Raw genomic sequence first — 21,216 nt, forward strand, 5'->3', positions numbered from 1 at the left:
AAGGAGCCATTGTAATGACGAATCGTCGTGTTGTTGTAACAGGGATTGGAGCTATTTCTCCAGTTGGAAATGATGCAGAAACTGGATGGAAGAATATAATTGAGGGGAAATCAGGGATTGGACCATTAACTCGTCTTAATGCTGATGATTTTCCTGCTAAAGTGGCTGCAGAAATAAAGGACTTTGATATCGAAACATATATTAATCGTAAAGAAGCACGCAAAATGGATCGTTTTACGCATTATGCGATTGCCGCTTCAGTCATGGCTTTAAATGACAGTAAATTAGAAATAACGGATGAAAATGCAACGCGGGTAGGAGTCTGGATCGGTTCTGGAATCGGTGGGCTTGAGACACTTGAAACCCAGCACGAAAATTTCTTGAACAGGGGCTATAAGCGGGTTAGTCCATTTTTCGTACCCATGATGATACCAGATATGGCAGCGGGCCAGGTATCCATTTTACTGGGCGCTAAAGGGATCAACTCTTGCACCGTGACGGCTTGTGCAACGGGAACGAATTCCATCGGTGATGCATTTAAGGCCATTCAGCGTGGAGATGCCGATGCCATGATTACTGGTGGTGCAGAAGCGCCGATTACAAAAATGGCAGTTGCAGGATTCTGTGCGAACACAGCTCTATCCACCAATCCAGATCCTAATACGGCGAGCCGCCCATTTGATGCTAACCGTGATGGATTTGTCATCGGGGAAGGAGCAGGTGTGATCATTCTTGAGGAGTTAGAACATGCGTTAAACCGCGGAGCGTATATTTATGCTGAAATAGCTGGATACGGAACGACCGGAGATGCTTTTCATATTACGGCTCCAGCGCCTGGTGGAGAAGGTGGGGCAAGGGCAATGAAAATTGCGATTGAAGATGCAGGGTTAACACCGGAAGACATCCAATATGTTAATGCCCATGGTACAAGCACACCTTACAATGATAAATATGAAACGATGGCGGTCAAAGAAGTATTTGGGGAGCATGCTTCTAAACTAGCATTAAGCTCTACCAAATCAATGACAGGCCATATGCTGGGTGCAGCAGGTGGTATAGAGGCCATCTTTACGATTCAAGCAATCAGGGATAGTATCTTGCCCCCTACCATCAATATAGAAACACCGGATCCTGAGTGTGACTTGGACTATGTGCCAAATCAAGCAAGGGAATGTGAAATTAAGGCAGCTATCAGTAATTCATTAGGATTTGGCGGTCATAACGCCACTATCCTATTCAAGAAATATCAATAATCAAGAGTAATGAAGAGGAAGAGCAAATCTTGGGATTTGCTCTTTTTATGTTGGGAATAAGTAATGGGAATGATGTATCACTAAGCATTTTTGGAACATACAATAAAAGAGGATGAAGTAGTGGGGGCGAAACGGATGGGAGTTATTTCAACTAATGAGTGGATGGAAAAGGATTTTGACCATCCGGTTAAGATGATGGAAAAGTTGAAAGGGGAATTCTATGAACAGGTTAAAGAAGACATGATCTACCGCCATTTACAAAACCATGGAATGTACCTGCCCAATCCAAAAACGAAAAAAACCTTCGATGAACTGAAACAAAAAAATGTATGGGTCAAAACACAAAGTTTATTTACAACTTATAAGAAATTATGGGGGGGACCCGATATCCCCATTTATATCTTTCCTCTCGTAGCCTCTGGAAGGAAGCAACCGAATGAGAGTAAATCAGGATTGGCCTTTAAAGATAAATTATTTCTTTTTTACGATATCGATATAACCGAAAAAGAGATGGAAGCAGTGCTGATTCACGAATACCATCACGTCTGCCGTTTGCACCATTTAAAAAAGGCGGAAGAAAACTATACCCTACTCGATACAATGATCATGGAAGGACTCGCCGAGAGGACAGTCGGTAAGTATTTAGGAACGAAATACCTGGCAAAATGGACACAATTATATTCAGAAGAAAAGCTCCAGCATTTTTGGGACAGCTATCTAGTAGAAAACCTGAACAAGAAACGCACGGATCCGCTACATGATGCCCTTCTTCTGGGGAAAAAAGGGTATCCGGAGATGTTGGGGTATTGCAGTGGTTTTCATTTAGTGAAACAATTCAAAAATTTCTCCGTCAAAAAATCCTTTGCTATCCAATCTGAAGAATTCATAACAGAAAAGAGTTAATTTATACGTGTTTTATTTCAAAATCTGTTTTCTGAAATAGGAATAAATTGTATGGTTCCTGCCTATACTGATTGACAAACAGAAATTTGTTTAAGTGAGGGATGGATAATGTTATATCTTCATGATGTATGGGTTAACTGGTTTGAAGGAGAGGAAAATGGTTATAATATTTGTCATTTTCATGAATGGAGGAAGGATGATGGCATTGAACTGCTAGATCAAGTTCCTCTGATGAAAGTTTCAACAACTTTGTTTCACTACATAGAAAATGACCTATCTGAATTACCGAAGGCATTACTGAACGATGTCTACCAAAAAGCATATGCAAGGAAAAATCATGAACGCATTCAGCTTGACTACTGTTTTGTCGTGACCGATGGACATGGAATACTTGCTGTGGATACAATAGGCTACCATATTCCCATCCGGAAAAGCAGAATTATTCCTCGTCAGGAACAAATTGTTTATGACATGATCGAAAATCACGAAGTGATGGATTATACTTTTACGGAAAATCCTGAAAGCGAGAAAGAATATCATATTCTGTCTCCATCGCCCTTATTTATGAATGGATTGACAAGAAAAGAAAGGCAATTGAAACAGCTCCTTTTCATGGCCATGGATCAGTTATTCACAGCAAAGAATACGGCTGAAATTCGATACTGGTATACTGAATGGGCTCCTGAGAAATATGAGAGCATTCAGGATATGGACTTTCAGATAGCGTGGCTTGAGTTATATGAGGAAATGAAAACAGGTTGGTCTGAAAAACACCTTCAGCTATGTGAAAATTTAGTGAAAGGGCAACCCTTTTTCGAAAAACTTTGGCAAGTAGAAGCCGGCGATAGTCCATCCATATTATAGGTTCACAAAAAAAGACGATCCGTTGCGGATCGTCTTTTTCCATTATCTTTTTCTTCCAAGTCCCATGCCGTTGTACATTTTTCTAATCATCTTATTGGCTTCGATATTTGCCTTCTCTGCCCCACGATCTAAAATTTCATCAAGTTCAGGGGAATCGATCAAGCTATAGTAACGCTCTTGAATGGGTAGAATCTCTCCTAGTACCACTTGAGCTAAATCACCTTTAAAGTCGCCATATCCTTTTCCTGCATACATCTCTTCAATTTCAGCGTATGTTTTTCCACTGAAGATGGAGTAGATGGACATTAAGTTCGATACGCCCGCTTTATTTTCTTTATCATAACGAACGATGCCTTCAGAATCAGTTACTGCACTCTTAATGTTTTTCTCGATTTGTTTAGGATCGTCAAGTAGAGCAATCGTAGCTTTTTTATTAGGGTCGGATTTACTCATTTTCTTAGTCGGTTCTTGAAGCGACATTATTCGCGCTCCTGCCTTTGGAAGGCTGATTTCTGGTATTTTAAAGATATCGTTGTACCTATTATTGAATCGCTCAGCTAAATCTCGCGTTAATTCCAAGTGTTGTCTTTGATCTTCCCCAACAGGAACAACATCTGTATTGTACAGGAGAATATCTGCAGCCATCAGTGGCGGGTAGGTAAGAAGTGCAGAAGAAACGCCTTCCTTGCCGGCTGATTTATCTTTAAATTGGGTCATTCTCTCAAGTTCGCCAATATAAGCGATGCTTTGCAAAATCCAGCCTGCCTGGGCATGCGCGGGAACCTCTGATTGAATGAAGATCGTATTCTTTTCAGGGTCAATGCCGATTGCCAAATATAAGGCAGCGAGTGTTTTAATGTTTTTTCTTAATTTAAGTCGATCCTGCGGAACTGTAATTGCATGTTGGTCAACGATACAAAAGAAACAGTCATATTCATCCTGTAAGTTAACAAATTGCTTCATTGCTCCGATATAATTTCCTAATGTAACAGAACCAGATGGCTGAATGCCAGAGAAAATCCTTTTCAACTGCTAGTCACTCCTCTAAATACGTTTAATTAACTAATTGGATATTCGCTCTTCATTATTGTAAGGATAAATAGGGAAGTAATCCACTTCCTGTACAGCAAGTGTAAGAGAGCTCATTTATGTCTTGCAAGGCAGTACTCGCCAGGGAATGTCTACCTAGAGATACGAATTTTCCACTATACCTGTATTTTAGCATTTATTCTTAAGAAATGTAATCCAAACAGCATGCCCTTATTACAACTAATATATACGATGGGGTAAAAAAAGAAGGATTCGTAACTTATTGATTTTTAACCATCAATGGGGAATCGATTTTAGGGTAGGATAATGATATAGGAGATTGTTACACACCATTTTTTTAAAAAAAGTTTATTTTATAGGAATAAAGTTTTGCTGTTGTGGTATTAAACAAAAGAGTCTGTTGTAGATTTGAAGGGCGAATGAGGTGAAGATGTGAAATCGTTAAGTAAATGTATAGTGGCAGGAATGTGTTTGTTTTTGGTTCAGCAACCGGTCCATGCTGAGGATTTGGAACAAGCAAGAACTGTGGCGCTTGAGCAGAAAGAACTACCAAAGTTGGCCCCTAGATTCGTATATGATTCTGGATTGAAGTTTGATTATCCTGATGCAGTACGAGGGCTTTATGTTACAGGGCATGTAGCTGGTGGAAATAAGTTAAATGAACTCATACAATATGTGGACGAAACCGATTTGAATGCAATGGTCATTGATATTAAGGATGACAGAGGGAATGTTACCTATAAACCGGAAGACAAGGATTCCCCTTATTCGAATATTGGAAAGGATTACATAAGGAAACCGGTGGACATGTTAAAAAAACTTGAGGATAAAAAGATTTATCCGATTGCCCGTGTCGTCGTTTTCAAGGATACCCTTCTTGCAAAGGAAAAACCACAATGGTCGTTTAAAGATGGCGATAAGGTCTGGAAGAATGGACGTGGTGAATCTTTCGTGAATCCATTCCTGAAAGAGGTATGGGATTATAACGTGGGGATTGCCATAGAAGCTGCGAAGATGGGATTCAAAGAAATTCAATTCGACTATGTCCGTTTTCCTGAAGGGTTCGAGAATAAAGAGGATGACTTAAAATATGATATGGGAGAGTATGAAAAAGGCAATAAGACCCATACTGAAAAACGGGTACAGGCCGTAACCGACTTTGTGGCCTACGCAAAAAAACAATTAGAGCCATATGGTGTGGAAGTATCAGTCGATATTTTCGGCTATGCCGCTACATTACCTGAAGCTCCTGGTATTGGGCAAAATTTCTCCAAGATCTCTGAAAATGTAGATGTCATCTCTTCGATGATTTATCCAAGTCACTGGACATCCTATTTCGGGATCGAAAAGCCGGATTTAAAACCGTATGAACTTGTTCGGGAATATGCAAAATTGGAGAACAAGAAATTGAAGGAACTAGAAACGCCGCCTACCTCTAGACCGTGGATTCAGGACTTCACTGCTTCATACTTGGGTGAGGGGAATTATCAAAAGTATGGTAAGGAACAAGTGGAAGCCCAAATTAAAGCGTTAAATGATAACGGAATTGATGAATATCTATTATGGAATGCTGCAAACCGCTATACAAAAGGGGTAGACTACACCCCATAAACCATCAGATGACCGATATGTACACAATCGGTCATCTGGACTCCCGAAGAATCATCGCTTATGTTTCTTCCCGCCGACTTGATTCCATCCCGACTGAATTCGTTTTGATTGATTGAAAATGTGGGAATGATTTTTACCACCAAACCACTTTTCCCCAATGGCATTCGTCAGGACACCATTTATGGCTGTGATCCCAATTACGCAGACAGCAACTAAAATTAAGTCTATAAGGTAAGTAAGCATGGATACCCCCTTGAGAATTTCAATTTATTTACAGTCTATTGTAAACGATAAGCAAAAGCGTGGAAAGATAAAATTTGAAGAGGAGATGAAATCGTGAATTGGTATGATAAACTAAATCAATATTTTCCAATTGAAGAAATGAAGTCAAAAGAACATATAGAAATTTTATTGAAGGATAAACAAGACATCTATAAAAAGGATGAAGGGCCTGACCATGTTCTACTATATGTGGAAGGTAAGGAATTTATTTTCGTCGATTATTTATTCGTCGGCAAAAATGCCCGGGGTCAAGGCCTTGGAAAGAAATTGATTCATCAATTGCAAGAAAAACAAAAGACCATTTTCCTTGAAGTCGAGCCAGTGCAGGAAAATGACGTGGACACGTCAAAACGATTAAGATTTTATCAAAGAGAAGGCTTTTTACATGCTTCTTCTATCGCCTATAATAGAAAATCGTTGGCTACTGAAGAAGATACGCCGATGGAAATCCTTTATTGGCCGGCACATGATGCTGTTAAAGAAGAAGATGTATTCAATTATATGAAAAAGATTTACTCTGAAATTCACACGCATAAAGATAAGCATCTATATGGAAAATCGTATCAATCAGTAGACGAAGTATTGAATATAGAAACAGAAGTGGGAAGTGATAGGGTTTAAAAAGATATGAAATGACACAGGAGCCGACTAAATTCGTCGGCTCTTTTATCTCGTGGTGCGGAATGCATATTTATTTTCCGTCCCTGTAAATGATCATTTGTATGGAGCATGCATTTAATTTAATTGATTTAAGCAGTCAAAAGGAGGGTTTTTAAGAAGGAAGAAGGAATTAAAGGATACTTAAAGAAATTATAAATGATAATCACTAGTTTATAGCTAAAAAAAGGGGGTAAATAAAAAGTAATGAGCAAATGAAAAGAATAAAGGGAAAATGAGGGGCAATTTGCTACTTAAATGAGAATAATAGGTGCGTATTTTCAATTAGAAAATAGCGTTGTAATGTATTACATAAAAAAACGAAGTGCCTATAGTACAGATGAAATAGGAAGTTATAAAGGATAGTTTCAATTTTGAAAAAGGGTATTCATTTTAAATGAATTAGTGTATAATTAATTAAAAGAAATGCTTATTTAAAATTATTTCAAATTAGAATCGTAGTTGTGAATGATAATAGATTTCCCCTCATAGATCACCGATTCTATATTTAGGGAGTGTGGGTAAACATGGTAACATTATATACATCCCCAAGTTGTACGTCATGCAGAAAAGCAAAAGCATGGTTAGAGGAACATGAGATTGGTTATACAGAAAGAAATATTTTCTCTGAACCTCTTTCAATAGAGGAAATCAAAGAAATTCTACGTATGACGGAAGATGGTACGGATGAAATCATCTCAACCAGATCAAAAACGTTTCAAAAGTTAAATGTTAACTTAGAGAGCTTGCCTCTACAAGAGTTATATAAATTGATTAAAGAAAACCCTGGTTTGCTAAGACGTCCGATTATTCTTGATGAGAAGCGCCTTCAAGTTGGGTATAACGAAGATGAGATTCGTCGTTTCTTACCACGGAAAGTACGTACGTTCCAATTATTAGAAGCACAACGTATGGTAAATTAATGAATAAGTGTTTTCCAAGCTCTGCTGAGAATAGTGCAGAGCTTTTTGTTTATACATATATCTTTTTCTCAGGCCACAAGGCTTTTATGACAATGGTCAGGGCGGGATTGGATAAATAAAGCATGTAATTAACCATTAACTGTATACAATATAGAATATGAATGAAATAAGGCACTGTCTTCGTGAAAGTTGCATATGAACGATTTTTTTTATAAAATGAATGGAATATTAGGCAAACAATTGTTTTTATGATATTGATGTTTTTTATTTCCCTTCTTCAAGGTTTTGTCATAAAATGAGGTAAAATAGTCTGTTTTAACGTAGCATGATTTATAGTATGAACTTTTGGGTAAAGAGCTTTTAAGAGCAATTTTCGCTTGGGGGTTATTATCCCTTCAAAATGAGAAAGGAAGGGAGAGGGGAATCATGGAAATCGAACGTATTAATGATGATACAGTAAAATTTTATATATCCTATATAGATATCGAGGAAAGAGGCTTCGACCGGGAAGAAATTTGGTATAGCCGTGAGAGAAGTGAAGAACTTTTTTGGGAAATGATGGATGAAGTGCATCAGGAAGAGGAATTCATGATTGAAGGTCCGTTATGGATTCAAGTTCAAGCATTGGAAAAAGGCTTGGAAGTCTTGGTCACAAAAGCCCAACTTGCCAAAGATGGTCAGAAACTTGAGTTGCCTCTATCGGATGATAAGTTAAAAGAGTTAAGTGTAACAGACAAAGTAGATACGCTTCTTGATCAACACTTTGAAGGTAAAGATGAAGAGAGCACCATGACATTTGAAGATGGGATGATTGAATTCATTACAATATTCGAGGATTTTGAAGATGTCATTTCTTTAAGCAAGCGTTCTGGTTTGGATACCTGGACAACGAAGCTTTATGCTTATCAAAATAAATATTATCTATATATTGAATTTTCCGAAGCTGAAATTGACGAGGAAGAAATTGATAATGTCTTAAGTCTATTGTTGGAATACAGCGAGGAATCCCCAATAACGGTACACATGCTTGAAGAATACGGAAAAGTAGTCATAGAAAATGATGTACTCTCCACAGTAGATAAATATTTCGCATAATATTTTTAGGCCGATTTCTTAGAAATCGGTTTTTTTTACCCTTGATAAGTCATGCACCTCAACAGAAGCTTTTACGTGCACCTGCGTTTTGTAATTGGAGGTAGTCATAAATGAACGGGAAGGTTGGTTTAAGTTTACTAGTACTTGTACTCATGTTAGGTAGCCCATGGTATCTCCTACTGGAAGAAGTGGGGGTTAGGGGGTATCTAAGTCTGTTGTTGGCCCTTTCGTTGGTAATCATTGGATTTAATATTTTCATCGAAAATCGTCATCCCATTCAAACGATCACATGGATCATTGCATTTGGGGCTTTTCCTGTTATCGGGTTCATCTTTTATTTGTTGTTTGGCGGGAATTTTCGAAAAGAGAGAAAGTTTCGTAGGAAGTATTTTTTGGATAAGCATGAGTTCCTTAAACGCGGCACGGAAGTAGATACCTGGGAAAAACGGGGAGTGAAGTTGCGTCATCGAAGGTTATTTTCCCTCGCTGAAAAGCTTGGAAACAGTTCCATTTCGTTTGCATCGAAAACCCGAATACTAACAAATGGAAAAGAGACGTATGCTAGTATCCTGAAGCAACTGAGGAAAGCTAAACACCATATTCATTTGGAATATTATATTGTACGGGATGATGACAGTGGTGGCACTTTGAAGGATATCTTGATCCAAAAGGCAAAAGAAGGGGTGCGGGTACGCTTTTTATATGATGCGGTGGGATGTTGGTCCCTGGCCCGCCCTTATATTGATGAATTGAGGGATTCAGGCGTAGAGATTGTTCCCTTTGGACCCATCCATCTTCCTTTCATAAATAGTACATTCAATTTTCGGAATCATCGAAAAATGATTATTGTCGATGGGACCATTGGTTTTATCGGTGGCCTTAATATTGGCGATGAATATTTGGGGCTTAATGCGAATTACGGGTCTTGGCGTGATACTCACCTTTTGGTAGAAGGTGAAGCGGTCCGAACGCTACAGCTCATCTTTTCACAGGATTGGTACTATAGTACAAACCAAAGCTATTTGTCGGATGCCTATATTGGTACAAGTCAGCCAGTTTTGCAGGACCTTGGTGGCGTACAAATGATAGCCGGTGGTCCTGATTGTGAATGGACGGTTATTAAGAACCTTTTTTTCACCATGATAAATTCGGCGGAAAAGTCCATCTGGATTGCATCTCCCTATTTCGTCCCTGATGAGGATATTTTTCAGGCATTGAAGGTGGCGGGCCTGAGTGGATTGGATGTGCGAATACTGGTCCCGAGGAACCCAGATAAGTGGATTGTATTCCATGCTTCAAGGACGTACTTTTCTGAGCTCTTGGAAGCAGGGGTCAGGATATTTCAATATAATGAGGGCTTCATGCATAGCAAGATTGTCATAGTGGATAACGAATTGGCTTCAATTGGCAGCGCTAATATCGATATGAGGAGCTTTCATTTGAATTTTGAAGTCAATGCCTTCCTTTACCGTACAGAGAGTACACAGACTCTAGTAGATGATTATTTGAAGGATCTAAAGGTATCACAGGAGATACAGTTGAAAGTATTTTCCAATCGCAACTTAGGTCTGAAAGTATTGGAATCCACTTGCAGACTATTGTCACCGCTTCTATGATGATTCATTTATGCCATCACGGCATTTTTTTTATTTTAAAGGAATTTTCCAGGCCAAGGGAGAATGGATATAGTAGGAGGGGAGGAGAAATATGCTTAGCGCAATGAAAGAGGATGGGACATGGATCACCCTTCCTGAAAAACTGACGGGAAACCAGCTCCTGGCAATGAAGGCATCAAAAGGTTATTTCTGTCCTTGCTGTAAAACAGAAGTGATGATCAAAGCCGGAATGATAAAAATCCCTCATTTTGCCCACAAGAATAATACTTCGTGCCATGCTTCATCGGAACCTGAATCCACTTATCATTTAATGGGAAAAAGAAACCTGTATCAATGGTTGGTATCACATAAGTTTCATGCGAAGTTAGAAGCCTATATTCCCGCAATCAAGAGAAGGACGGATATATTGCTGACAATCGATGATCAGCGCTACGCGATAGAATTCCAGTGCTCCGTCATTTCCGAGGCTGACTTCCATGAAAGGACTAGAGCCTATCAAAGTGTGAAAATCATACCCATTTGGATCATGGGCGCCAAGCAATTGAAACGAAAGAGTAAATATGAATTCAGCCTATCTACCTTTCAGTGGCTATTTGTCAGTGGTACCTATCAGCATCCATTTCTGTGGATGTATTGTCCTGAATCTCATCAACTATCCGCATTGAAAAACATGACCCCTTTCTCAAAAAGAAGCGTTTTGGCAGAACTGACCACAGCACCTTTAAACCTTCTATCCCCCAATCAAATGACACCTCGATATTGTGATGCCTTTCCTTTTTTGATGGCTTGGAGAAAGAAACGGAAAAGCTGGTGCCTCCACCGGGTAAGAACAGCAAAAAGGAGTGATCCATTCTTTTATGACCTCTATACCCATCACCTTTCTCCTGCAACGATTCCCATAGAAATCGGTGTTCCAATTCAAGGCATGCACCTAATCGAGACACCGGCAATCGAATGGCAAGCTTGGCTATACATGGATGTGTTTCAAAAGAAAAAAATCGGGGAAAAAATTGAAATGAATGAAGTGCTCGGTCATTTTAAAAAGCGAATCAAGCTGGGGAATATCAAGCAGCGCCCTTTACCACTTATCAAGGAGAAAGATATGGGAAACCCTGTAAGAAAATATGTTCAGTTATTAGAAAAGCTGGGATATTTAAAAGAGTGGAAAGAAGGAATCTTTACGGTTACCACTCCGTTTACTGTGCCGATTACAAGTGATCAAAGTGAGGCTTTAGAAAGAATTTTCTATCAACAGAGCAAGATTATGATAGAAAAGGCATATATCCATTATAATGGGTTATAACCACTCTATTCCTTTTGACTGGGTTGTAGCAGGATTATGATGGTGAACGCAGAATAGTATGGAGTAAGAGAAGTATCGTTTTGCATGGGAAATGCAAATGGTTCAGGAAGTAAATAAGTTGTACATGCCCTGGTAAAGATAAGGGTAAGTTTTATTAGAATGGAGAGGAATTTATTATGACACAGGAAACTAAAGTGAACACATTACCTTCAAGAAGTGAGATTCCGGCTGAAGATACATGGAGACTTGAGGATATATATGCGACGGAGGAAGATTGGGAAGCAGCCTTCAAAGATGTAAAAGAACAGCTGTTGAAAGCGGAAGCATATAAAGGAACATTGGGTGAAAGCGCTGAAAAGCTATTTGCGGCACTGCAATTCCAAGATGAAGTATTTGAAAAGATGGGTAAAGTGTATGCGTATTCACATATGCGCAACGACCAGGATACAACGAATCCCTTTTATCAAGGAATGGAAGACAGGGCGAAGGCTCTGTATGCTCAGGCTGCCGCAGCCTTCTCATATATCGTTCCAGAACTGTTAAGCATTGATGAAAACAAAGTCCAGGAATTTTTGGAGGAAAAAGAAGAACTAAAGTTATATAAACATTCTTTGGAGGAAATCAACCTACAGAGACCGCATATTTTAAATGCAGAACAGGAGTCATTACTGGCTCAGGCCTCCGAAGTACTCGATAATTCCGGCAATATCTTCAGCATGTTGAATAATGCGGATTTGAAGTTCCCCGTTATTAAAGATGAAGAGGGCAATGAAGTGGAAATCACTCACGGAAGGTATATTCGTTTCCTTGAGAGCGAAGACCGCCGTGTCCGTCAAGACGCATTTAAAGGCATATACAGCAAGTATGGAGAGTTCCGTAATACATTTGCTTCTACCTTATCAGGTGAAGTGAAGAATCATAACTTCAACGCAACAGTACGTAAATATGAATCCGCGCGCCAGGCGGCATTAAGCAATAATAATATTCCAGAAAGTGTATACGATAACCTCATTCAAACGGTCAATGACAATTTGCCATTGTTACATCGTTATCTCGACTTACGCAAAAAGGTTCTCGAGTTAGACGAGCTTCATATGTATGATTTATTCGCTCCGCTCGTAAAAGAAGTGAAGATGGAAGTGACGTATGATGAGGCGAAGGAATATGTACTTAAAGGACTTGCCCCACTTGGAGAAGACTATATAAATGTCTTAAAGGAAGGGTTTGAGAATCGCTGGGTGGATGTACAAGAGAATGTAGGGAAAAGAAGCGGGGCCTATTCCTCTGGAACATATGGAACCAATCCGTATATTTTAATGAATTGGCAGAATAACGTGAATAACCTATTCACCCTTGTTCATGAATTTGGTCATTCGGTCCATAGCTACTATACTCGTAAACACCAACCGTATCCTTATGGGAATTATTCGATTTTTGTAGCGGAGGTTGCTTCTACTTGTAACGAAAACCTGTTGAACGATTACTTGCTGAATACGATAGATGATGAAAAGAAACGTATTTATTTATTGAATCATTACTTAGAAGGCTTCCGTGGTACACTGTTCCGTCAAACGATGTTTGCCGAGTTCGAACATACCATCCATAAAAAGGCACAGAATGGGGAAGCGTTAACCGCTGATATGTTGACGAAGGAATATTATGAACTTAACAAGAAATATTTTGGAGAGAATGTAGTAATTGATGAGGAAATCGGTCTTGAATGGGCACGTATTCCACACTTCTACTATAATTACTATGTTTATCAATATGCGACAGGAATTAGTGCAGCTACTGCTCTAAGTAAACAGATTCTCACAGAAGGAGAACCAGCTGTCAAACGATATTTGGAATTCTTGAAATCAGGAAGTTCAGATTATCCGATTGAGGTATTAAAAAAGGCGGGCGTCGACATGACGAAGGCTGAACCTGTACAAGAAGCGTTAAACGTATTCGAAGAAAAGTTAAATGAATTGGAACAGCTTTTAACAAAATAAATGGCAAAAGAGCCAACCGCCTACAGAAAAAGTCGGTTGGCTCTTTTATGTATGTTGCTATAGACCTTTAAATCGATTTCTCTGATTGAAGCTATGAAGAATAATGAAAAAAACAAAAAACAAGATGGGGGAAGTGACATACAAAGGAATGAGCTGCATGATTCCAAGTAGTTGGATGAATAAGGAGCTGATCAGGAGGATAAGTAAAATCGTACTTCTCAAAACTAGCACCTCCGCTAAATGGAATGGAAAGATGTCGGTACACTTTCTTTAAATAATATGTTTTGAAGAAAGAGGTTATTCGGAGAATATGACAATAATGTGAAATGAAACACAATCTACTTGCACTGTTTAGATGAAATCTGATATAGTACAGATATAGAAGTTATCACATCCAACTTATACCCCTTTGTTGATTCGTGAAATTTCTCCCATCCCCTTATTCGTATAAATAGATAAAAGCCCGGCAAATTTCGCGATTTGCCGGGCTTTTATCTATTTATCAAACTCTAGAAAAGTGAGTAAGGAAAAATAAAAGAAAATGAACTTGACTATAGAATGAAGCGAGATTCATTCTCGAAAAATTTGAATTATTCACTTGTGAACAATTTGTGAAATAAGACACAAAGTAGTTGAAAGTGGGTCGCTCACCTGGTATATTACTGACATGAAGTAATTCACATCTAAACTTATACCCCTTTGTTTGATCGTGAAGATTTCTCCCATCCCCTATTGTTCGTATTAATAGATAAGAAAACCCGGTAAATTCCCCAATTTACCGGGTTTTCTTGTTGTTGGATGACTTCATCCGGTAATTTGGAAAATGGTGGATGAAAGACCAACGGAAAAAAAGTGAACAAAATGTGAATTTATGCACAAAGTGATTGAAATATGGTCTAGCTATCTGTTATATTACTAACATGAAGTAATCACACCAAACTTATACCCCTTTGTTTGATCGTGAAATTTCTCCATCCCCTTTGTTCGTATAAATATACAGAAAACCGGTGAATTCCCCAATTCACCGGTTTTCTTGTATTTAAATGGAGGAAGAAGCTATTTCTTCCGAATTCATAAAAGAAAAAGTGAACATATTGTGAACTTATACACAAATCAGTTGATGAAATGATGGGAAATCTGTTATAGTACTAAATGAAGTGAATCACATCTAAACTTATACCCCTTTGTTTGATCGTGTAAATTTCCCATCCCCTTTTGTTCAAATATATGAATAAAAAGAAAAAGCCCGGCAAATTCCCCAATTTGCCGGGCTTTTTGTGTAGATGAGAGGGGGCGTTCGATAAGACCGTCATTTCGTCGGCTTTTCGGTGTACCTCCAAAATGTTCCGTACTTAGCAGGTATTTTTTCTGCCACTTGTTTTAAAACGAGCTTTTTCATTTCCAGCTCCACGGTACTTTTACTCATATTATAGACCGTTTCAATTTCTTTGGTGGCCACTAGTTTAAAACAACGTATAAACTCCTCAAGAGAAGGTGGCTCAGCTGGGTCTGGGAGACCATTTAAGATGTCCCTCAATATCTGAACGTATACCTCATAGGAATATACCCCAGAAACCTTAATTCCTTCTTCCTCAATATTTTGATTGAAGAATACGAGTGAAGGAATTTCAGTGACCTCCATTTCACTTGTGATTTTCAAGTCACATTGAAAGCCTTTGGATGCACTGGAGGAGTTTATGTCATGAAGAAATTCTTCTACATCCAACCCTACGCTTTGAGCACATTCGGTCAGTACCTTGATATTGGAAATATCCTTTTTTCCAATGAATACGTATTCTTGAAGCTGCCTTAAGAAACGAATGGCTAGTTTTCTACCCTGTAATTCGGCCGCTTTAATGGCTATGGATGCAGCGTAGGGAGAGGAAATGGGATTTTCGGTCCATAAGCTTCCATCACAAGACATTCCAGAACGGCTGGCTGTCTTTTCCCAAACTTGGGCGATGTTTTCAAAGTTTTTATGATTGCCGATATTTAGTGAATTAATCTTTCCACTTAAAACATGACGTAGGCTGAATAACTGGCCATATTCCACCTGCAATTTTCTTATGATTGGTTCAAGGCCCCAGCATTCAGGGCAAAGTGGATCAACAAAAACATAGATTTCTAATGGTTTCTTTCCTACATCATAACAATGTTGTGTTTTTATCCAATCGGAAATATTGAAAACTGGTTTTTGTGTGCTCAACTGTCTTCTCCTTTCCCGTCTATACCGGATGTATTGATCATATGCTGTGCTGTCAAATAGAGGCGATGGTAGAAAAATTCGCGAATTTCACCTTCAAGACCAATTTCGTCCATAGCGTGATACATGCAGGAAAGCCATGCTTTTGCACGATCTGGTGTAATTTCAAAAGGTATATGTCGAGCCCGCAACATAGGGTGACCGTGTTCCGAGGTGTATAAGGATGGCCCACCTAAATATTGCGTCATGAATTGTTTTTGTTTACGGACTGTCTCTGATAAATCGTCAGGAAAAATCGGTTTCAGTTCCGGATGTTGACTAACGTTGGAGTAAAATGCATCAATTAACTTGTGTAATTGTCCCTCTCCAATTAATTCATATGGTGTAGGGTTCTCTTTCGTCATGTTGATTACTCCTTTAAAAGAAAGATGTTTGATATTTAATCATATTTTAACAATCGCTTACTCATATAACAAATATCTAGCTTCAATAATACTTCCCCATAATGTTTTTTCACAAATGGAGGAGGGGAATTTTGTAGTCGTTCAAGCTGTTTTCGAAAAGATATCAACGATAAAAATAGCCGACCCAGAAGAAGGGTCGGCTAATGATTTCAGCTCATAAAGTTATTGAACACTTTCTGAACATAATTTTGCGTTTCGGAAAAAGGCGGTATGCCGTTGTATTTATCGACGTTACCAGGTCCGGCATTATAGGCTGCAAGGGCCATTCGGACATCCCCGTTATAACGGGAGAGCATCTGGCTTAAGTATTTACTCCCACCCATGATATTTTGCTTGGGATCGGTTATGTCTTCTACTCCCAGACTTCTTGCGGTCGCAGGCATCAACTGCATGAGCCCTGCTGCCCCAGCGTAGCTTGTCGCTGATGGGTTAAAATTGGATTCCTGTTTTATCACTGACTTAATCAATTTTTCCGGAAGGTTATATAGAGTCGCGGCCTCGCTGATCATATCATCAAAGTTCGTGACCGTCTCGCTTGTCTTTTTTTCTGGGAGAGCGGTTGTCAACGGGTTGTTGAGTGAATGTATCGTGTTGGATTGAAGGATGGACTTTGCCTCAGTTTCTACGTTAGACAGAAGGGACCCCAATGATTGCGATGTGTTTTCCAAAGTATCGCTTGACATGAGTCCCGTCAGCATTTCCTGAAACATTGATCGCGACGAGGATGTATTCGTGATAGTGCCTGTCGAGAATTGTTGTATGGCTTGCAAATCCATCAATGTCCTAAAGTCCTGAACTTTCAAATGTACCACCTCCATATCTATTTTTGGTCGGATTTAATCACTGAATTTCGCCCGATAGAATCTCTTTACTTTATTTTCGGTTTTCCGTACCGGAATTTGAAGTGATTCTAGAAGTTTAAAAAACTTTTTTTGCCCATCGGCCCGATCCGTCACTTCATATTCGAGCTCGTAATCCTCATGTCCCAAATATGAGCTATGATCTAAAACAAGCAAACCTCCCTGGAATGGGAATTCTGAACGGTCCGTTTGTAAAGTGCCAAAACATGTGAAATCCTCTGGAATTAGATTATTTTCTATAATCAGGTCATGAACAGGGCCTTCAGGGAAAATTCCTTCTTTTAAGAAGGAATTTGCGATATCCTTCGTGATCGCTTGATTGGTTTCCAATAGACCCTCGCTTGCGGGTTGCTTCAAGGTTAACTCGTACTGGCCATTTTTCTCCCGTATACGGAGGGCTGAGTTCTGACTTTTCAACTGAAATTTCGCTGTATCAAAATAGTGATTTTGCTGAGTTTTGAAGGTTGATGAATGTACTTGAAAATGGTCCAAAAGCTGTTTGAATTCTTTTTCATTCAAAAGGTTCTTAAATTCAATTTCGATATGTTGATCCATGATTTATCCCTCTCTAAGCTGTTATTTTAGTTTAATCATATAAGAACCATTCGAGCTGTCAAATCGAATGAATATTTTTTCATTATCATACTTGAATATTTAGGAATCAATTGCCGAATATGATAAAATATAAACATTGAGCATATAAATTAGTTCAGTATACAGCAACATCAAAATTATACATATTTTTCACTATACATATCCTTGGGGAGAAGCAGTGGTAAGAACTGCTGGAGGAACTCATACAGATGATTCGAATCGTTCTGCCCATACCAGATTTGAACAGGCGTTTCGAAAGAAGTGGGTGGTGTGGCAATGGAAAGTTGGGATGATTTCTTAGCACCTTATATACAGGCCGTTGAGGAATTAAAAGTTAAATTAAAAGGCTTAAGAAAACAATTTGAGAGAGAGAATATTCATTCTCCCATAGAGTTCGTAACGGGTAGGGTGAAGCCGATTGACAGCATCTTGAACAAGGCTAGTCAGAAGGGTATTCCCATCGATAAGTTTGGGGCTGAGATACAAGATATCGCCGGACTTCGGATGATGTGTCAGTTCGTCGATGATATTGAACAGGTCGTAGGACTCCTGAGGAGCCGGAATGATTTTGAGATTGTAGAGGAAAGAAATTATATTTCCCATAAAAAAGCAAGTGGCTACCGTTCCTATCATGTTGTCATTCGCTATCCTGTCCAGACCATTCATGGTGAGAAAAACATATTGGCCGAGATTCAAATCAGAACCTTGGCTATGAACTTTTGGGCAACCATTGAACACTCTTTAAATTATAAATATCAAGGGGCTTTCCCCGAAGATATCCAATTACGATTGAAACGTGCTGCAGAGGCTGCGTTCCTGCTTGATGCGGAAATGTCACAAATCCGTACTGAAATACAGGAGGCACAGCGTCTTTTTTCAAGGAAAAAGGATTCCTGAAAGTGGTAAGGATAAAGACGGAAGAATTCAAACAGAGTTAGGTGGTATTGTATGAAATTTGCGATTACTTCAAAGGGAGATGCAAAATCGAATACGTTAATGCAAAGGATGAGGACGTATCTCCAAGACTTTCAATTGGAATATGATGAAGATCAGCCGGATATCGTCATTTCGGTCGGCGGTGACGGTACGCTGTTATATGCTTTTCATCGATATAAGAATCGGCTCGATAAGACGGCCTTTGTCGGTGTGCATACGGGGCACCTCGGATTTTATGCGGATTGGACTCCCGATGAAATAGAGAAACTAGTGATTGCTTTAGCAAAGACTCCTTTTCAAGTCGTCGAATATCCTCTGTTGGAAACGATTGTGCGCTATCAGCATGGTGGACGGGAAGCAAGATTCTTATCATTAAATGAATCAACGGTCAAAAGCGTCGAAGGGACATTGGTCATGGATGTAGAGATACGTGGTCAGCACTTCGAAACATTCCGTGGGGATGGACTATGCATTGCCACTCCTTCTGGAAGCACCGCTTATAATAAAGCGCTGGGAGGGGCCATCGTCCACCCTTCGATAGATGCAATTCAAATAACGGAATTGGCGTCGATTAATAACCGGGTGTTCAGGACGGTTGGATCTCCACTTTTACTGCCTGCGCATCATACGTGCATGTTCAGGCCAGTCAATGCTGTCAATTTTCAAATCACGATCGATCATCTGACTCTACTACAAGAAGATGTGAAATCCATTCAATGTCGGGTGGCGGATGAAAAGATTCGTTTTGCAAGATTCCGGCCGTTTCCTTTCTGGAAAAGGGTCCATGATTCATTCATTGCCAATTAAGGAGATTATATTACCTCATGTCTAATCAAAAATTTTCTTTAAGTTGGGCGGTTTCTGAAGAGGATTCTGGCTCTTTATTGAGAGATTTTCTCGGCAAATGCGATATCTCAAAACGGGCGTTAACGGATATTAAATTTAAAGGCGGTTCCATCATGGTCAATGGTCTTGAGGTGACAGTGAGGGAGCGCATAAAAACTGGTGATGGCATCACCGTCATTTTTCCACCGGAAGAGGGAAGCGAGGGGCTATTACCTGAAGATATTCCCCTTCAAATCCGTTATGAAGACGATTATGTATTAGTCGTAGTCAAGCCTCAATCCATGAACACCATCCCTTCCCGTGAACATCCGAATGGGAGCCTTGCAAATGGATTAGCTGGTTACTATAAAAAGAGGGATATACAGGCAACGATCCATATCGTTACTAGACTTGACCGCGATACCTCGGGATTGGTCTTGATTGCGAAGCATAGGCATATCCACCATCTTTTAAGTGAACAGCAAAAGTTGGGGCAAGTTAAACGGCGCTATCAAGCGGTAGCTGAGGGTCAAATCGAGGGCCCCGTTGGAAAAGTAGAGGTACCCATCGGTCGGAAATCGACAAGTATTATTGAACGTGAAGTACGGGAAGACGGCCGTTATGCTTGTACACTCTTTGAAGTACAAGCCCACACTGAAGATCATACGTTCCTTAAGCTGGAACTTCTGACAGGCAGGACACATCAAATAAGGGTGCACATGGCCCATATTGGACACCCGCTTGCAGGAGATGATCTATATGGCGGCCACAGGGATAGGATTGACCGTCAGGCTCTCCATTGCTATGAATTGAAGTTCCTGCATCCCTTTACAAAAAAGGCGTTGAAGTTCCAGGAAAACCTACCCCTGGATATGTTGGTTCTTTTAGAAAAGAATTAGTATGAAAAAACTCAAACCCAAAAAAACTCACCAAAACCGGCGAGTTTTTTTGGTTATTTAGAAGAGGACCTGAATTTATCTGCTACATAGGGTAAAGAAGAGGGAACGCTCTGCAATTCCATTTCCGGGTAGCGAAGGGCAGTGAGCTTCCCACCGAAAACGCACCCGGTATCAATGTTGTAGGTGCGATTGACACAGATGGCTTCAGGAACGGGAGTATGGCCATACACAATCCACGCTTTCCCTTTATAGGATTGGGCCCAGTCCCTTCTGACAGGGGAACCGTCTGGATGCTTGGCCCCATTGATATCGCCATAAAGGACAAAGGTTTTTGCCTTGCTGCCATATTGACCGATTAAATCGTGACGGATGCCTGCATGAGCTATAATTAAACGGCCTTCATTGATTAATTGATATAGGGGAGATTGTTCATATAAATCCATGAACTGTTTACGGATTTTCTTCTGTTCACGGTTATTCAATGCCTGGTACTCCGCTAGAGTTGTCTCCAGTCCGTGAGATACCTGTACCTTATTTCCTGAAAAATACCGATACAGTTTATTGCAGTGATTTCCTGGTGCATAAAGCGCAATTTTTTTGTTGATGACCAATTCGTAAACGACTTCAATAACACGGAGTGATTCTGGACCACGGTCAGTCAAATCACCCACAAAGCCTAAGATTCTCCCGTGGGGATGGACTGGAATTCCGCTTTCCCAGCCATAGCCCATATTCAACGTCAATTCCTTAAATTCAGTGAAGCAACCGTGTATGTCTCCGATGATATCAATCTTCATACTACACGTCCTTTGTTTGTTTTATTTATATTTATGGTATTAGTATAGTATTATTTCAAAAAATAATATATTAAGTACAAAATAAAA

General features: G+C 39.6%; 21 protein-coding genes. 13 read left to right on the plus strand and 8 right to left on the minus strand.

What is annotated here, in order from left to right:
* The first annotated feature begins 14 nt into the window (after positions 1-14).
* From fabF to AC503W_RS05400, 3 genes are all read left to right on the plus strand, one after another.
* Positions 15-1,253 carry a beta-ketoacyl-ACP synthase II gene (gene fabF, locus AC503W_RS05390; RefSeq protein ID WP_402867786.1) on the plus strand — a complete coding sequence of 413 codons (1,239 nt, stop codon included), beginning with the start codon at positions 15-17 and terminating at the stop codon, positions 1,251-1,253.
* 135 nt (positions 1,254-1,388) lie between these two features.
* The gene (locus tag AC503W_RS05395; protein WP_403123611.1) at positions 1,389-2,156 is read left to right on the plus strand and encodes a DUF2268 domain-containing putative Zn-dependent protease; all 768 of its coding nucleotides are present in this window, start codon (positions 1,389-1,391) and stop codon (positions 2,154-2,156) included.
* A gap of 108 nt (positions 2,157-2,264) precedes the next feature.
* Complete coding sequence (locus AC503W_RS05400; protein ID WP_427688546.1) at positions 2,265-3,020, plus strand: YjbA family protein; 756 nt, start codon at positions 2,265-2,267, stop codon at positions 3,018-3,020.
* 42 nt (positions 3,021-3,062) lie between these two features.
* Here the strand turns inward: AC503W_RS05400 and trpS are convergent, their stop codons facing one another.
* On the minus strand, positions 3,063-4,049 hold the full coding sequence (trpS, locus tag AC503W_RS05405; RefSeq protein WP_402867789.1) for a tryptophan--tRNA ligase: 987 nt from the start codon (positions 4,047-4,049) through the stop codon (positions 3,063-3,065).
* A 453-nt stretch (positions 4,050-4,502) separates the two neighbouring features.
* Between trpS and AC503W_RS05410 the strand changes: the two genes are divergently transcribed.
* On the plus strand, positions 4,503-5,681 hold the full coding sequence (locus tag AC503W_RS05410) for a putative glycoside hydrolase (protein ID WP_402867790.1): 1,179 nt from the start codon (positions 4,503-4,505) through the stop codon (positions 5,679-5,681).
* 51 nt (positions 5,682-5,732) lie between these two features.
* On the opposite strand, the gene AC503W_RS05415 is transcribed toward AC503W_RS05410, so the two are convergent.
* Positions 5,733-5,924: a hypothetical protein gene (locus AC503W_RS05415; protein WP_427688544.1), complete on the minus strand. Its 192-nt coding sequence runs from the start codon at positions 5,922-5,924 to the stop codon at positions 5,733-5,735.
* Between the two features lie 93 nt (positions 5,925-6,017).
* Between AC503W_RS05415 and AC503W_RS05420 the strand changes: the two genes are divergently transcribed.
* The 6 genes from AC503W_RS05420 to pepF all read left to right on the plus strand — a co-directional run bounded on the left by AC503W_RS05420 (position 6,018) and on the right by pepF (position 13,551).
* A complete protein-coding gene (locus AC503W_RS05420) occupies positions 6,018-6,584 on the plus strand; it encodes a GNAT family N-acetyltransferase (protein ID WP_427688542.1) in 567 nt (188 codons plus the stop codon).
* A gap of 563 nt (positions 6,585-7,147) precedes the next feature.
* Complete coding sequence (gene spxA, locus AC503W_RS05425) at positions 7,148-7,543, plus strand: transcriptional regulator SpxA (protein ID WP_402867793.1); 396 nt, start codon at positions 7,148-7,150, stop codon at positions 7,541-7,543.
* A gap of 426 nt (positions 7,544-7,969) precedes the next feature.
* On the plus strand, positions 7,970-8,638 hold the full coding sequence (mecA, locus tag AC503W_RS05430; RefSeq protein ID WP_402955874.1) for an adaptor protein MecA: 669 nt from the start codon (positions 7,970-7,972) through the stop codon (positions 8,636-8,638).
* Between the two features lie 110 nt (positions 8,639-8,748).
* Entirely contained in the window at positions 8,749-10,254 is a 1,506-nt protein-coding gene (gene cls, locus AC503W_RS05435; protein WP_427688540.1) for a cardiolipin synthase, read from the plus strand.
* 91 nt (positions 10,255-10,345) lie between these two features.
* Positions 10,346-11,557, plus strand: coding sequence for a competence protein CoiA (locus tag AC503W_RS05440; protein ID WP_427688539.1), 1,212 nt, complete (start codon positions 10,346-10,348; stop codon positions 11,555-11,557).
* 176 nt (positions 11,558-11,733) lie between these two features.
* Complete coding sequence (gene pepF, locus AC503W_RS05445) at positions 11,734-13,551, plus strand: oligoendopeptidase F (RefSeq protein WP_427688537.1); 1,818 nt, start codon at positions 11,734-11,736, stop codon at positions 13,549-13,551.
* Positions 13,552-13,608: 57 nt separating this feature from the next.
* Here the strand turns inward: pepF and AC503W_RS05450 are convergent, their stop codons facing one another.
* The 5 genes from AC503W_RS05450 to AC503W_RS05470 all read right to left on the minus strand — a co-directional run bounded on the left by AC503W_RS05450 (position 13,609) and on the right by AC503W_RS05470 (position 17,633).
* Complete coding sequence (locus AC503W_RS05450; protein WP_494916358.1) at positions 13,609-13,782, minus strand: hypothetical protein; 174 nt, start codon at positions 13,780-13,782, stop codon at positions 13,609-13,611.
* A 1,078-nt stretch (positions 13,783-14,860) separates the two neighbouring features.
* Positions 14,861-15,757: a ClpXP adapter SpxH family protein gene (locus AC503W_RS05455; RefSeq protein WP_402867798.1), complete on the minus strand. Its 897-nt coding sequence runs from the start codon at positions 15,755-15,757 to the stop codon at positions 14,861-14,863.
* On the minus strand, positions 15,754-16,158 hold the full coding sequence (locus AC503W_RS05460; RefSeq protein ID WP_402867799.1) for a globin domain-containing protein: 405 nt from the start codon (positions 16,156-16,158) through the stop codon (positions 15,754-15,756). The genes AC503W_RS05455 and AC503W_RS05460 overlap by 4 nt, the downstream gene beginning before the upstream one ends.
* 209 nt (positions 16,159-16,367) lie before the next feature.
* A complete protein-coding gene (locus AC503W_RS05465) occupies positions 16,368-17,030 on the minus strand; it encodes a lytic transglycosylase domain-containing protein (protein ID WP_427688536.1) in 663 nt (220 codons plus the stop codon).
* Positions 17,031-17,054: 24 nt separating this feature from the next.
* Complete coding sequence (locus AC503W_RS05470; protein WP_427688534.1) at positions 17,055-17,633, minus strand: CYTH domain-containing protein; 579 nt, start codon at positions 17,631-17,633, stop codon at positions 17,055-17,057.
* 315 nt (positions 17,634-17,948) lie between these two features.
* On the opposite strand from AC503W_RS05470, the gene yjbM reads away from it, so the two are divergent.
* Genes yjbM through AC503W_RS05485 form a run of 3 tightly spaced genes read left to right on the plus strand, consistent with a single transcriptional unit; the run spans position 17,949 to position 20,332 of the window.
* The gene (gene yjbM / locus AC503W_RS05475) at positions 17,949-18,569 is read left to right on the plus strand and encodes a GTP diphosphokinase (RefSeq protein ID WP_402867801.1); all 621 of its coding nucleotides are present in this window, start codon (positions 17,949-17,951) and stop codon (positions 18,567-18,569) included.
* A gap of 51 nt (positions 18,570-18,620) precedes the next feature.
* On the plus strand, positions 18,621-19,415 hold the full coding sequence (locus AC503W_RS05480) for an NAD kinase (RefSeq protein ID WP_402867802.1): 795 nt from the start codon (positions 18,621-18,623) through the stop codon (positions 19,413-19,415).
* A gap of 17 nt (positions 19,416-19,432) precedes the next feature.
* Complete coding sequence (locus tag AC503W_RS05485; RefSeq protein ID WP_427688532.1) at positions 19,433-20,332, plus strand: RluA family pseudouridine synthase; 900 nt, start codon at positions 19,433-19,435, stop codon at positions 20,330-20,332.
* Between the two features lie 53 nt (positions 20,333-20,385).
* Here AC503W_RS05485 and prpE read toward each other — a convergent pair whose 3' ends face one another.
* On the minus strand, positions 20,386-21,129 hold the full coding sequence (gene prpE / locus AC503W_RS05490; RefSeq protein ID WP_427688530.1) for a bis(5'-nucleosyl)-tetraphosphatase PrpE: 744 nt from the start codon (positions 21,127-21,129) through the stop codon (positions 20,386-20,388).
* Between the last annotated feature and the right edge of the window lie 87 nt (positions 21,130-21,216).

The organism is Peribacillus suis, assembly GCF_059384845.1.